The organism is Bacillus sp. B1-WWTP-T-0.5-Post-4 (assembly GCF_009183795.1).
GTDB classification, from domain to species: domain Bacteria; phylum Bacillota; class Bacilli; order Bacillales; family Bacillaceae_G; genus Bacillus_A; species Bacillus_A cereus.
Genome location: NZ_WEIJ01000004.1, coordinates 256,532 through 270,172 on the forward strand (window position 1 = coordinate 256,532; position 13,641 = coordinate 270,172).

A 13,641-nucleotide genomic window follows, 5' to 3' on the forward strand; every position below is an offset into this window, starting at 1 on the left:
CAAATGCACATAGACATCTTACATTTTACATCGTGATTTTCTTTCCAAAAACGTATATCTACATTACAAGTTAACACAAAATAAAAAGCGCAGAGTACTGACTCCACACCTTTTATTTTCACTATTGTACCACGTTCCCTAAGAAGAAGAAATCTTTCATCAATGGAAAATATTCATAAAAGAAATTGTACCCAATCATCGGCATAATCCCTAGTATTACAATCGAAATTGCACAAAGACTCATAACAACCTTTATATTTAACGGTAACCGTATTCTCTCTTCTGTCTCTCCGGTGCGGAAAAACATTTGTTGTAAAATACGGAAATAATATACGAATGAAACAACTGTCGTACCCATCATAATCGAAGCTAGTACGTAATGTGCTGGCTCTACATGAAGTGCGCCTAAAAAGATGTTAATCTTTCCAATGAATCCAGCCGTTCCTGGTATCCCAGCCAGCGATAAAATAAAAATTGTCATCATTATCGCTGTAAATGGCGACCTTTTATATAAACCTGTGAAAATTGTTATATTTTCCTCATCATTTTGTAAGATTAAGCCGTGGATAATGGCAAATGCGCCTATATTCATAAGCATGTATGCCAGCATATAAAACCACATGCTATCCATCGTAAATGGTGATAATGCCACAAGTGGAACGAGTAAATACCCCGCATGTGCAATACCTGAATAAGCAAATAAACGCTTTATATTGTATTGTTTTAACGCGACTACATTCCCAACAATCATCGTAATACTTGCTAGCACTGCAATATATATACTCATATGCCCATATAAAGATTGCATATCTCCTTGTATTAATACACTTGCAAAGATCATAAGGAACAAACGAATAATGAGTAGGAACCCAGCAATTTTAGAAATCGTTCCAAGAAAAGCAGTAACAGGTGTAGTCGCTCCTTCATACACATCAGGTGCCCACATATGAAACGGCACTGTGGCAATTTTAAATGAGAGACCAACTAGCAATAAAAGAAATGCGAGAGCTAACAATAACTGAATACCACTAGCGAGCTCCCCAGTGAGTACCTTTTGCATATCTACAATGTTAGTTGAACCTGTAATACCGTATAAATAACTCATTCCGAAGAGCGTAATCGCCGTTCCAATTCCTCCGCTAATGACATATTTCATTGCCGCTTCATTTGATGCACGGCTCTTTTTTCGTATTCCTACTAAAATATAAGAAGAAAGTGAAAGTAACTCCAAACCAACGAAAAGGGTAATAAAATCAACACTAGAAGCCATGAACATCGCACCAAGAAGCGCCATTAAAAATAAATAATAATATTCGCCCTTATCTTCGATTGGATTCTTCTTATCATCGCTCATCGCGGTGCATAAAATGAGAGCTGAGGCGCCTAATAGCAACGTTTTAAACCCTTTTGAAAATCCATCTAACACAAACGATCCATTTAAAATATCTCCTGCCGGTTCGCTATATAGAGTAATTAATGACACGATTGCTAATACGATGGCAGCAATCGCACCAAGAGCTACATATCTATGGTTCAGCTTAAAAAACAAATCACATATGGAAAGAAGGATGGCGGCGCCGAGAATAATAAATTCTGGCACCATTAGATGCCACGATAAGCTAAGTAACGTATTCATATCCATCCTACTTCACCCCCAATGTTTTCAATGTATTTTGAAGCGGATCTCCTAGTATCTCTGGCATAACTCCAATTGCAATAATACAAAAGATAAGTAGTAAAACAGGGACATACTCCCATCCGTGTATATCAGATTTTGCTTCCCACTCTTTCTTTCCAAATGTCACTTGAAGTGTCGCCCTTAATACATACACAGCGGTTAAAATGATGCCAATCACACCGACTGCAGCAATGACGGGCTCTCCTTGAAATAAACCGAGAAAGGCAAGAAATTCACTAACAAACCCAGACATCCCTGGTAATCCGAGCGATGCCATTCCTCCTGCTAAGAAGAAGCCGCTAAGTACTGGGACACTTTTTGCGAGTCCACCAAGCGCTGTAATGTCTGATGTTCCGAAACGTTGTTCTATAACACCGAGTAAGAAAAACAGCAAGGCTGCAATTAAACCGTGCGATACAACCTGGAATAACGCTCCTTGTGTACCAGGTGCATTAAGTGACGCAAGTCCCATTAACACAATTCCCATATGCGAAATACTAGAGTAAGCCAGTACTTTCCTAAAGTCTGTTTGGATGAGCGCTAAAAAGGCACCGTATAATAAATTAATTACGCCTAATATCGCAATTAGTGTTGCAACATCGTGAAAATATTCCGGGAATAGCCCTTTCCCGAAGCGAATAATACCGTACGCCCCAATCTTCAGCAAAACACCCGCATGAAGCATAACTACAGCTGGATGCGCTTCTATGTGTACATTGACCATCCAGCGGTGCAACGGAAAAACAGGTAGTTTAATTGCAAAAGCAATCATTATGGCAATAAATACACTAAGCTGCAAACTACTTGGGATGACGAGTGCTCCCTCTGCGTTTACGCTTCTTAATATCTCTTTCAGCTCCACAATATTTGTTGTACCTGTTTTCGCGAACAAAATTGAGAAAACAATGAGCAAAATAGCTGAGCCAATACCGTTATATATTAAATAACTATACGCAGCCTTTTCACTCGACAATTTTCCCCACTTTCCAATTAATAAGAACATTGGTGGCAACGTAATTTCAAAGAAGATAAAAAACAACATTAAGTTTTGAGCAGCAAAGACGCCGAGCATTCCTATTTCTAGCATGAGTAACAGCATATAAAATGCTTTTAAATTTCTTTTAATAGAAAAGGCTGCAATTGCTGCAAGCGTTGCTAGAAGAGCCGTCAGTACCATCATGACAAGCGACAAACCATCAATACCGAGCTCGTAATAAATAGAAAACCACCTTTTATCTACCGCTGTAAAATCGCCGAACTTAATCCATTTCATCTTTTCATCGAATAGTGACAAATTCTTTCCAGAAGCATATGTACAAGCGAGGACGATAGCGATTCCAAATGGAAGTGCCGTCCCAAATAAGCCAAGCGCTCGCACTGTACGCAATTCCTTTTTCGGTGTTAATACAAGCAATAAAATTCCTAAAAGCGGGGAAAAAATGAAGAACGTTAACAACAAATCATTCATCGTAAATCCCCTCCCGTATAGAGCAAAATAATGACGAGTACAGCGAGCGAAACCGCCGTTACAGTACCGTACACTTGTACATTCCCGTTTTGAAGTTTCGATCCAAGGTTACTTGTGCCTTTCACTACACTTGCAATTAAAACTGCAATTCCTTCGACTACATACACTTCAAATAAGCGAAGCACATGAGCGATTCCTTTCGTAATAGGGATCACCGTCATGTTGTATAGTTCATCCACATAATATTTTTCTTTCAAAAGATTATAAAGCGATGTTTCCGTACCCCCAGCCCAATTCCTAGAAATTGATTTCTTGCCATATATGAAATATGCAAGAGCGATTCCCGCAAATGAAACGAGTGTCGCAACAATCATAATCCAAACTGGTCCATGCGCTTCTTCAACCTTAAACCCTACATCTTTCGTCAACCAATCTCCGAGAAACGTCCCAAACCATGGTGTATTTATATATCCTACCACTACTGCGAGAACGCCGAGAACAATCATTGGATACGTCATAACGCGAGGCGATTCATGCACTTCTTCCTTCGTCTTCGTTTCTCCAGTAAAGACAAGAAAGTATAGGCGGAACATATAGAACGCTGTTAAAAACGCCGCAATTACCGCTAAAGTAAATAAAACGTAATTGCCATTCATCCACGTCGCCGCTAAAATTTCATCTTTGCTGAAAAAACCGGAAAGCAGCGGAACACCGCTAATGGCAAGGGTACCTATTAAAAATAGCGTACCAGTTACTTTCATCTTCTTCTGTAAACCGCCCATTTTATTAATGTTTTGCGTATGCACAGCATGAATTACACTTCCTGCCGCCAAAAATAGTAGTGCTTTAAAAAAAGCATGTGTCGTTAAATGAAATATACCAGCTACATAACCGGCAGAACCTAACGCGAGCATCATGTACCCGAGCTGGCTAACTGTAGAATAAGCAAGCACCCTCTTTATATCTGTTTGCACAAGACCGATAGAGGCCGCAAAGATTGCAGTGAAAGCTCCAACGATTGCCACTGTCTGCATCGCCACTGTACTTGCTGAAAATAGAGGGAACATCGTCGCTACTAAATATACGCCAGCTGCGACCATCGTCGCCGCGTGAATAAGTGCCGAAACGGGCGTTGGCCCCTCCATTGCATCTGGCAACCACGTATGAAGCGGGAACTGCCCTGATTTCCCCATCGCCCCGATAAAAATTAATATCGCTGTTATTGTAATCATGTAAGGAGGTAGATCCCCTGTATAAATCGCCCTAAATATTGCGTCATATTCAAAACTACCTGCGTACCAAAAAATTAAAATCATCCCGATAAATAAACCAACATCCCCAATACGGGTCATAATAAAAGCCTTTTTTGCAGCAGCCTTCGCTTCTTCTTTAAAGAAATAAAAACCGATAAGTAAAAATGAGCCAAGGCCAACTAATTCCCAAAATATATAAAGTTGTAATAAATTCGTTGATATAACAAGCCCTAACATCGCAAATGTAAAGAGTCCTAAATATGCGTAAAAGGTCGGTAATCGTTCATCACCTTTCATATAACCTTTCGAATACACATGTACAAGTAGACTCACAAGCGTCACGATAAATAACATTAAAGCTCCTAATGCAGTCACTTCAAAGCCGAATGATATATCCACATCTCCAGCTCTAAGCCACACCCACTTATGCTTCACGCTTGCTTCTGAAAACCTTTCTATTAACACAAGTACCGCAAGTATAAAGGAGAGAAAGACGAAAAAAATACTAAGTACGCTGCTTCCTTCTCTAATTTTCTTCCCGAATATAATAAGTAACAAAAACGAAACGAGTGGGAAAAGCGGTATGAGCCATGCATAATCGATCATTGTTTCCTTCCCCCTTTTTCGGTCACAATGCTATCCTTTGAGCGTATCCATTTCATCCACCTGAACTGTCGTACGATTACGATATAAAGCAATTAAAATAGCGAGTCCTACCGCCGCTTCCGCTGCCGCTACAGCCATCGTAAACAGTGAGAAAATTTGACCTGTTAAATTCGGAAATAAGCCTAATTTACTAAACGCCACTAAGTTTAAATTGGCAGCATTCAGCATTAATTCGATACAAACTAATACGATTACTGTATTCCGCTTTGTTAAAGCTCCAAATAGACCGATGCAAAACAAAATAATCGCAAGTGTTAAATATGCAGAAGCTGGAACGCTACTCATTGGAATCCTCCTCTTTCTCGTCCTTTTTCGCAAGTATAATTGCGCCAACAAGTGCTACAAGTAAAATAACTGAAGTTAGTTCAAATGGAATAATATATTTTGAATAGAGAAGTGTACCGATTTGAAGTGTGTTATTTTCATGGAGAGGTAAACTTCCTTGTGTGCTTTCATTTGCAAAATCAACATTATTAACAGCGAAATACATAACCGCTCCAAATGCTACAACTGCAAAGAAGATAATCCATTTTCGAAGAGTAAGACGCGATTCATTTTCCGCGTTATGTTTCGTTAACATAATGCCGAAAATCATAATAATTGTGATTGCACCAGAGTAAAGTAAAATTTGTGCAACGCCTATAAATTCGGCTGACAAAAGAAAATACAAACCTGCAATGCTGAGAAATGTCAGAACGAGAGCTAGCATCATGTGCATAACTTTCGTTAAGTTCAACATAAGAACACCGCCGATAATTGCAGACAAGGATAGTATAAAGAATGCTACAAACTCGCCATTCATGCCTTATTCTCCTTCCTGACGTTTTCGTCGTTTTCGTCAAGCCACTGCAAATTTTTAAATAAGTCATCACGTGAATATTCCGCGAGTTCAAAGTTATTTGTCATGACAATTGCCTCTGTCGGACAAACTTCTGTACATAAATCACAAAGAATACAAATTTCAAAATTAATATCATACGTGTCGATAATTTTTCCTTTTTTCGTAGGATCCGGATGTTTCTTTCCTGTTAACTGAATACAGTCTGTCGGACAAATGTTAGAGCACTGATTACAAACAATACATTTCTCCGGATAAAATTTTTGAATCCCCCGAAAACGGTCTGGCAACGGCAACGGTTGATTTGGATAATCATACGTTACCTTCTTCTTGCTCAAATTACTTAATGTATATTTTAACCCTTTAAATAGTCCTTTCATCTCTTACTGGCACCCCCCTCATAGATTAGAAGAATAACTCCTTAATCAATGCCGTTAAGAAAATATTTGCAAGTGCAATCGGCAATAATACTTTCCATCCAAACTCCATTAACTGGTCACCTCTTATACGCGGGAACGTAACGCGGAACCAAATTAATAGAAAGACTACACTGCTAAATTTCAAAGCAAACCATACGGCACCTGGGATAAATCCAAGAAACATGACTGGATTCCATCCGCCTAAAAAGAGCACTGTAATTAACGATGCCATCCCGAAGAAATATACGTACTCTGAAAGCATGAAAAACGCCCAGCGAAAACCTGAGTATTCTGTATGATATCCAGAAACAAGTTCTGACTCCGCTTCCGGCAAATCGAATGGCGTCCTATTTAACTCTGCAACTGCTGCGATTAAGAAAACGACGAAGCCAATTGGCTGTACGAAAATGTACCAGACCTTCTCCTGCGCCGCTACAATCTCATTTAAATTCAGACTACCAGCTAGCAAAACGATACCAATTACACTCATTACGAGCGGAATCTCATAAGAAATCATTTGCGCCGCCGCACGCATCCCTCCTAAAAGGGAATATTTATTATTCGATGCCCATCCCCCAGTTACAACACCTATCGTCGTAATACCGGAAACAGCAATATAATAAAGTAGCCCGACTCCAATATCTGCAAATTGAAATTTATCAGTGAACGGGATAACCGCAAGCACCATAAATGCTGGTGCAAATGCAATGACAGGCGCTAATATAAACAGCGGTTTATCTGCTGCTTTCGGAATACTATCTTCTTTCAATAATAGTTTTAAAACATCAGCTACCGTTTGCAGTAAACCGAATCGGCCTCCAACCTGGTTTGGTCCAATCCGCCCTTGCATAAATCCCATCACTTTCCGTTCTGCCAAGATTCCATATGTAACGAAGCCAAGGACTGCAAATAGTAGAAGTACCGCTAATCCGAAAAAAATGAAGAAATTCGTCCAGCTTGAAGGTGATTGTAAGAGCGTCTCAATCATTAGCCATCAACCTCCCCAAGTACAATATCAACTCCACCTAAAATCGTAATTAAATTAGCGATGTTTTCACCTTTCAATAACTTCGGTAAAATTTGCAAGTTATAAAAAGATGGCCTACGAAACTTCAAACGGTACGGCTCTTTCTTTCCGTCACTTGCGATATAACAACCAATCTCTCCGCGCGGCGATTCGATACGTACAAATGCTTCTCCCTTAGGTGCCTTAATAATTTTCGGTACTTTTGCCAGCACAGCTCCATCTTTCGGGAACTGCTGAACCGCTTGCTCAACAACCTTTAAAGACTCCTCGATTTCTTGCATTCGGCAAACGTAGCGATCCCAAGCATCTCCCACGCTTCCAACAGGAATATCAAAATCAAAACGATCATAAATCGAATACGGCTCATCTTTGCGAAGATCCCAGTTTACTCCAGTGCACCGCAAATTTGCTCCGCTTAAAGAATACGAGATCGCTTCTTCCGCGCTATATATACCAACGCCTTTCACACGATTTAAGAAAATCTCATTACCGCTAACAAGATCATGATAACCTGCTAATTGCTCCCTCATATACGGAACAAACTCTTCCACCTTTTCAATCCAACCATCTGGCGCATCCCACTTCACACCGCCAACTCTCATATAGTTAAAAGTAAGCCGTGCCCCGCATAATTCATTTAATAAATTTATAATCATCTCTCGTTCACGAAACGCGTACAAAAACGGGCTGACCGCTCCTATATCAAGAAGATTCGTCCCCCACCAAACGAGATGGCTCGCAATTCTTCCTAGCTCCATCGCAAGTACTCGCAAGTATTCGGCACGCTCTGGAATTTCAAGCCCCATCATCGTCTCTACAGCATGGCAAATGACGTAATTATTCGTCATGGCTGATAAATAGTCCATTCGATCTGTATAAGGGATAATTTGCGTATACTGTAAGCTCTCAGCGATCTTTTCCGTCCCGCGATGCAAATATCCAATAACAGGTGTAGCTTCTTTAATAATTTCTCCGTCAATCTTAATTACGAGCCTGAACACACCATGTGTACTCGGATGCTGAGGTCCTACATTCAAAAGCATCTCTTCCGTGCGGATCATAGCTACACCTCCACATCATACGGTTCATAGTCTTTTCTAAGCGGATATCCTACCCAATCATCTGGCATTAAAATACGCGTTAAATTCGGATGCCCTTTAAATACAATGCCGAGCAAATCGTATGCTTCTCGCTCCGGCCAGTCAGCTCCTTTCCAAAGCGCTGTCACAGATTCGACTTGCGGCGCTTCCCGGTCTAGCTTTACCTTCACCGCTACCGATTGTTTCTTGCCATATGAAAACAAATGAACATACACTTCCATATGTGTCACAAAATCCGTCGCATGTAGCTCTGACATATAATCAAAAGCAAGTCCCTCATGGAATCGCAGTGACTCCATCACTTCATAATACTTTTCGGGATCCACCACAAGAGTTGGCACATCCTTTGACAGTTTATTAATGTAGGAATCTACTAATGCACCCTCTCCTAACTTCTCCCTAATAGCCTCAACATACTGATTTAAATACGGCTGATTTACGGACGGTTCTTCCTGCTTCGGCTCATCCTCTTTCTTACCTTCAGCTCCCTTTGTCTTCGCTCTTGCAGCCGCTGCTGCTTTCGCTTTTGCCGCTGCAATTGCCTTTGCCTTTTCATCTCCCGAATCCCCATCACCTTGCGAGGCTTTCTGCTTCGCCAATGCTGCCGCTTTTACCTTGGCGGCCGCCACCGCCTTCGCCTTGGCTTTCGCTTTTTCTTCTTCCGTTACTTCTTCGGTTCCTTCTCTTTTCTGCTTCGCTAACGCTGCCGCTTTTGCCTTTGCAGCTGCTGCTGCCTTCGCCTTGGCTTTCGCTTTTTCTTCTTCCGTTACTTCTTCGGTTCCTTCTCTTTTCTGTTTCGCTAACGCCGCCGCTTTTGCTTTTGCGGCTGCTGCTGCCTTCGCCTTGGCTTTCGCTTTTTCTTCTTCCGTTACTTCTTCGGTTCCTTCTCTTTTCTGTTTCGCTAACGCCGCCGCTTTTGCTTTTGCGGCTGCCGCTGCCTTCGCCTTGGCTTTCGCTTTTTCTTCTTCCGTTACTTCTTCGGTTCCTTCTCTTTTCTGTTTCGCTAACGTCGCCGCTTTTGCTTTTGCGGCTGCTGCTGCCTTCGCCTTGGCTTTCGCTTTTTCTTCTTCCGTTACTTCTTCGGTTCCTTCTCTTTTCTGTTTCGCTAACGCCGCCGCTTTTGCCTTTGCAGCAGCTGCTGCACGTCGCTTTGCTTCTTCTATAGTAATATCATCATTTTTTGGTAGCGCTTTCTCTTTTTCTCGATCTTCCTCCTCAAGTTCACTTATTTCCGCCTCGTGTTTCGCTACAAGGCGTTTTCTCGCTTCTTCTTTCGCACGCCTAGCTGCTTCTTTTTTCAGATCCTCTAAATCTTTATTTGGATTACTCATTTATTCGTCACCTGCTTTCCGGTCTTTGCCTCGTAACGAATTTTCTCTTTTAATTTATTAATTCCATAGATTAAAGCAGCTGGATTTGGGGGACAACCAGGAATATACACATCAACTGGTACGATTTGGTCTACACCTTTCACAACAGCATATGAATTCACATACGGACCACCTGCTGTCGCACAAGATCCCATCGCAATAACCCATTTCGGTTCGGGCATTTGATCATATAAACGCCGAACAATAGGAGCCATCTTCTTCGTTACTGTTCCCGATACAATCATGACGTCCGATTGTCTTGGTGAAGTTCGAAAAAATGACCCAAATCGATCTAAATCGTAATGTGATGAGCCTACCCCCATCATTTCAATTGCACAGCATGCCAGTCCGAATGTCATCGGCCATAAAGAGTTGCTCCTCGCCCATCCTTTCAACTGTTCCAATGTAGAAAAAAAGATATTTCGTTCTAATTCTGCTCGCTCATTTGGATGTAATTCCTCAAAATTTATAACCATTGTAACACCTTCTTTTTCCAAGCATACGCTAATCCAACTAGCAACATTACAACAAAGATGAGCATTTCAATTAATGCAAATAAACCTAGCTTGTCATACGCAACAGCCCAAGGATATAAAAATAAAGTTTCTACATCAAAGATCACAAACAATAAAGCGAAAATATAATAACGAGCATGAAACCGAATATTTGCATCATGAAAAGGCTCAATTCCACTCTCATACGTCGTCGCCTTTGCTGCACTTGGTTTATTTGGGCGCAGCATCCTTCCTAATGTAAGAGCCACTACCGGCAGCAATATACCTAATAGCAAGAAAATCAAAACGATCATATAACTATTTTCATATACACTTGCCATTGTGAAACCCTCCCCCCTAAATTAAGAACAAGTTCACATAGTAAACAATATGTCCTAGTTGCAGTAATTATTATTTTTAAATTTTTCTAAATAATGCAACTATTCTAATCATTATAGCAAACTTCAAATTCCTATGTCGATATGTTGGGAGACAGAAACAAGAATTATTAAAATCTATCTTTACAACTTGCTATAATTGTGCAAAATAAATATAAAACTTATATATGCTTTTCAAGAAACCGTAGGTGATATAAATGAAAAAACAAACACATGTAAGTATTCTTATAAGCATTGTATTGCTGTCTATAACGCTTCACTATGTAGCAATGCCTTTTGTATATGAATACTCATTTCCTTTTCAGCTATTAATCGGAACGAGCACCCTATTAATTGATATTATCGCTTGTAGTTATATACTTTATTTTTCAAACATGAAAGAAGGGCTATCTCGTTTATTTTGGATCATATTATCTGTTGGAGCTCTCTCTTATTTTATCGGTGATATAGTCGTTGCCTATCAGCGTTTAATTGTAAAGGACTTCTATACGTTCGTTGATCCATCTGACTTTTTTTACTTACTTTTTTTAGTTAGCTTTACGTTTGCCTTTCTATACGAAATCATTTATAACCGAGATTTATTAGAAAAACTTTTTATGCTATGTGATATTTGTATTATCGTTACAGCCCAATTTACTTTAAGTTACTACTTACTTATTGAACGAACTATTCATATCTTTACAACATCCTATATCGACATATTTGTTCAACTTACCTATCCAATGGCTGATTTACTCTTTCTCTTAATAGGAATCAACCTTTTATTCAAACCACTATCCTTATTACCTAAAAAGGTCGGTGCACTTCTTGGCAGTGCTTTAATTTTATATGCTACTACAGATGCGATTTATGCTTATATAAAATACTTCATACCAGAGTATTCTATGTTTACAGTTACTCCTTTCTATCAAGTAACCTTAGTACTAGTAGCAATCGCCTGTATTCTCCATACAAAAAAGCCTGAAAAACAAGAACAAGTACTACTAACACCTAAAATTGGCGAATCAATCCGATTATCATTACCGTATATTTCGGTAGTAATGCTTATTGTTTTTATATTAGTTGAATACGTTTTTGCGCCTATTATAGTAATCGGACTTATAATAACTTTTTCTTTCGTTCTCATACGTCATAGTTTAGTTCGAAAACAAAATAAAATATTATTGATCGCTCAAATGCAATTCAACTCAGAACTCGAGAAACAAATTAAACTACGTACAGAAGATTTAGTAGAACAGAAAAATGAACTCTATCATAATCAACAAATGTTTAAATCTTTATACGAGCATCATCCAGATCCAATTTTCACATTAGATTTGTACGGTAATTTTCTCAAAGTAAATAACGCTGGTACTACTTTACTCGGTTATCAAACGAATGAATTATTAAACCAGCCTTACTATTCACTCATATACGAAGAAGATTTAGAAGAAATGATTAACGCCTTTCATCGCGTGAAAAAGGGATATTCTATTTCTTTAGAAATACGGGCTTACCATAAAAACAGAGATATTTACTACTTGCACGTTACCGCCGTACCGATCTTTTTAAAGGAGAAAATTTCTGGGGTTTATTTAATGATTAAAGATATTACGGAAAGCAAACAACAACAAGAACAAATCAACTTCCTAGCATACCATGATACTTTAACAGAGCTTGCAAATCGACGTGCATTTCATCAACATTTAGAACAGGCAATTGCACGAGCAAAAATATCGAAAAAGCCTTTTGCTGTTATGTTTCTCGACCTAGACCGTTTTAAAGTTATTAATGATACCCTCGGTCATCGAGTAGGAGACCTATTGCTCATCGCAGTAGCAAAAAGGCTCGAAAGAATAGCAACATCAAATATGAAACTCGCGCGGCTAGCTGGGGATGAGTTCACAATCCTTATCGAGAATTACAAAAAAAAGCCAGATGTCCAAAAAATAGCTGATAGGATTGTAGCGGCCATGAATGAGCCATTTGAAATCGAAAATCAACATTTACAAATCTCACCGAGCATCGGAATTGCAATATATCCTGAAGCAGGTGAAGATGCGCTATCCATTTTGCAGCATGCTGATATGGCCATGTACGAGGCAAAGAATAAAGGAAAAAACGGTAGCTCTCTTTACACGAAAGAACTATATAAAAAAATGGAACGAAAAGCTCGAATTGAAAAAGATTTGCCAATCGCTTTAGTAAACAAAGAATTTTATCTCGTTTATCAACCACAAATTGATACGACAACAAATAAAATTATCGGTGCTGAAGCTTTAATACGATGGAAACACCCGCTATTAGGTGACATTTCACCATGTGAGTTTATTCCAATTGTAGAAGAGACGCCACAAGTAGTCCCACTTGGACATTGGGTATTACAAGAAGCTTGTCTCCAATTAAAAATATGGCATACCTTTGGCTACCAAAATTTAAAAATAAGTGTTAATTTATCCGCAAAAGAATTCCGGCAAGATCAATTAATCGAAAACATTTCACAAATATTAAACGACGTGCAAGTCGACCCAAAATATGTAACACTTGAGTTAACAGAAAGAATTGCAATGATTGACGAGAAAGAAACGTTATTGAGACTGAAGCAATTAAAAGAGTACGGTATCCAAACTTCCATTGATGACTTCGGTACTGGGTATTCTTCTCTTGCTTATTTATCAATTTTTCCAATCGACACATTAAAAGTACCGAGAGAATTTACACAATTAGCTGATCATCGTCCTGAAGAACGAGCCATCGTTTCTACAATACTTTCCCTCGCAAATACTTTAAATCTTTCAGTCGTTGCCGAAGGAATCGAAACCGAAAAACAACTTAAGTTTCTGCAAAAACATAACTGTAAATATATGCAAGGTTACTATTTCAGTAAACCACTTACTAGTAATCAATTTATAAAATTTCTACAAAAAACCCCCAGTATGAACAAATAATTC

General features: G+C 39.2%; 12 protein-coding genes. 1 reads left to right on the top strand and 11 read right to left on the bottom strand.

Annotation, left to right across the window (positions count from 1 at the left end; all coding sequences use genetic code 11):
* Positions 1-121 precede the first annotated feature (121 nt).
* From nuoN to nuoA, 11 genes are read right to left on the bottom strand one after another with little or no spacing between them, the layout of a single operon-like run.
* Complete coding sequence (gene nuoN, locus GBN91_RS15525) at positions 122-1,636, bottom strand: NADH-quinone oxidoreductase subunit NuoN (protein WP_342761920.1); 1,515 nt, start codon at positions 1,634-1,636, stop codon at positions 122-124.
* Positions 1,637-1,643: 7 nt separating this feature from the next.
* Positions 1,644-3,146, bottom strand: coding sequence for an NADH-quinone oxidoreductase subunit M (locus GBN91_RS15530; RefSeq protein WP_000998925.1), 1,503 nt, complete (start codon positions 3,144-3,146; stop codon positions 1,644-1,646).
* Positions 3,143-5,005: an NADH-quinone oxidoreductase subunit L gene (gene nuoL, locus GBN91_RS15535; protein ID WP_152121735.1), complete on the bottom strand. Its 1,863-nt coding sequence runs from the start codon at positions 5,003-5,005 to the stop codon at positions 3,143-3,145. Before nuoL ends, GBN91_RS15530 begins: the two co-directional genes overlap by 4 nt.
* A 30-nt stretch (positions 5,006-5,035) precedes the next feature.
* A complete protein-coding gene (gene nuoK, locus GBN91_RS15540; RefSeq protein ID WP_000100079.1) occupies positions 5,036-5,350 on the bottom strand; it encodes an NADH-quinone oxidoreductase subunit NuoK in 315 nt (104 codons plus the stop codon).
* Positions 5,343-5,867: an NADH-quinone oxidoreductase subunit J gene (locus GBN91_RS15545; protein ID WP_001012812.1), complete on the bottom strand. Its 525-nt coding sequence runs from the start codon at positions 5,865-5,867 to the stop codon at positions 5,343-5,345. The genes nuoK and GBN91_RS15545 overlap by 8 nt, the downstream gene beginning before the upstream one ends.
* Entirely contained in the window at positions 5,864-6,283 is a 420-nt protein-coding gene (gene nuoI, locus GBN91_RS15550) for an NADH-quinone oxidoreductase subunit NuoI (protein ID WP_000677191.1), read from the bottom strand. Before nuoI ends, GBN91_RS15545 begins: the two co-directional genes overlap by 4 nt.
* 25 nt (positions 6,284-6,308) lie before the next feature.
* Positions 6,309-7,310, bottom strand: coding sequence for an NADH-quinone oxidoreductase subunit NuoH (nuoH, locus tag GBN91_RS15555; protein WP_000573426.1), 1,002 nt, complete (start codon positions 7,308-7,310; stop codon positions 6,309-6,311).
* A complete protein-coding gene (nuoD, locus tag GBN91_RS15560; protein WP_152121737.1) occupies positions 7,310-8,410 on the bottom strand; it encodes an NADH-quinone oxidoreductase subunit NuoD in 1,101 nt (366 codons plus the stop codon). The genes nuoH and nuoD overlap by 1 nt, the downstream gene beginning before the upstream one ends.
* Positions 8,411-8,412: 2 nt before the next feature.
* Positions 8,413-9,780 carry an NADH-quinone oxidoreductase subunit C gene (locus tag GBN91_RS15565; RefSeq protein WP_152121739.1) on the bottom strand — a complete coding sequence of 456 codons (1,368 nt, stop codon included), beginning with the start codon at positions 9,778-9,780 and terminating at the stop codon, positions 8,413-8,415.
* A complete protein-coding gene (nuoB, locus tag GBN91_RS15570) occupies positions 9,777-10,295 on the bottom strand; it encodes an NADH-quinone oxidoreductase subunit NuoB (protein WP_000236331.1) in 519 nt (172 codons plus the stop codon). The genes GBN91_RS15565 and nuoB overlap by 4 nt, the downstream gene beginning before the upstream one ends.
* On the bottom strand, positions 10,286-10,654 hold the full coding sequence (gene nuoA / locus GBN91_RS15575; RefSeq protein WP_000179273.1) for an NADH-quinone oxidoreductase subunit NuoA: 369 nt from the start codon (positions 10,652-10,654) through the stop codon (positions 10,286-10,288). Before nuoA ends, nuoB begins: the two co-directional genes overlap by 10 nt.
* 254 nt (positions 10,655-10,908) lie before the next feature.
* On the opposite strand from nuoA, the gene GBN91_RS15580 reads away from it, so the two are divergent.
* Entirely contained in the window at positions 10,909-13,638 is a 2,730-nt protein-coding gene (locus tag GBN91_RS15580; RefSeq protein ID WP_000745011.1) for an EAL domain-containing protein, read from the top strand.
* The last annotated feature ends 3 nt before the right edge of the window (positions 13,639-13,641 follow it).

Coding starts and splice junctions, on each gene's coding strand:
- nuoN (WP_342761920.1), bottom strand. CDS start 1,636: ATGAATACGTTACTTAGCTTATCGTGGCATCTAATGGTGCCAGAATTT.
- GBN91_RS15530 (WP_000998925.1), bottom strand. CDS start 3,146: ATGAATGATTTGTTGTTAACGTTCTTCATTTTTTCCCCGCTTTTAGGA.
- nuoL (WP_152121735.1), bottom strand. CDS start 5,005: ATGATCGATTATGCATGGCTCATACCGCTTTTCCCACTCGTTTCGTTT.
- nuoK (WP_000100079.1), bottom strand. CDS start 5,350: ATGAGTAGCGTTCCAGCTTCTGCATATTTAACACTTGCGATTATTTTG.
- GBN91_RS15545 (WP_001012812.1), bottom strand. CDS start 5,867: ATGAATGGCGAGTTTGTAGCATTCTTTATACTATCCTTGTCTGCAATT.
- nuoI (WP_000677191.1), bottom strand. CDS start 6,283: ATGAAAGGACTATTTAAAGGGTTAAAATATACATTAAGTAATTTGAGC.
- nuoH (WP_000573426.1), bottom strand. CDS start 7,310: ATGATTGAGACGCTCTTACAATCACCTTCAAGCTGGACGAATTTCTTC.
- nuoD (WP_152121737.1), bottom strand. CDS start 8,410: ATGATCCGCACGGAAGAGATGCTTTTGAATGTAGGACCTCAGCATCCG.
- GBN91_RS15565 (WP_152121739.1), bottom strand. CDS start 9,780: ATGAGTAATCCAAATAAAGATTTAGAGGATCTGAAAAAAGAAGCAGCT.
- nuoB (WP_000236331.1), bottom strand. CDS start 10,295: ATGGTTATAAATTTTGAGGAATTACATCCAAATGAGCGAGCAGAATTA.
- nuoA (WP_000179273.1), bottom strand. CDS start 10,654: ATGGCAAGTGTATATGAAAATAGTTATATGATCGTTTTGATTTTCTTG.
- GBN91_RS15580 (WP_000745011.1), top strand. CDS start 10,909: ATGAAAAAACAAACACATGTAAGTATTCTTATAAGCATTGTATTGCTG.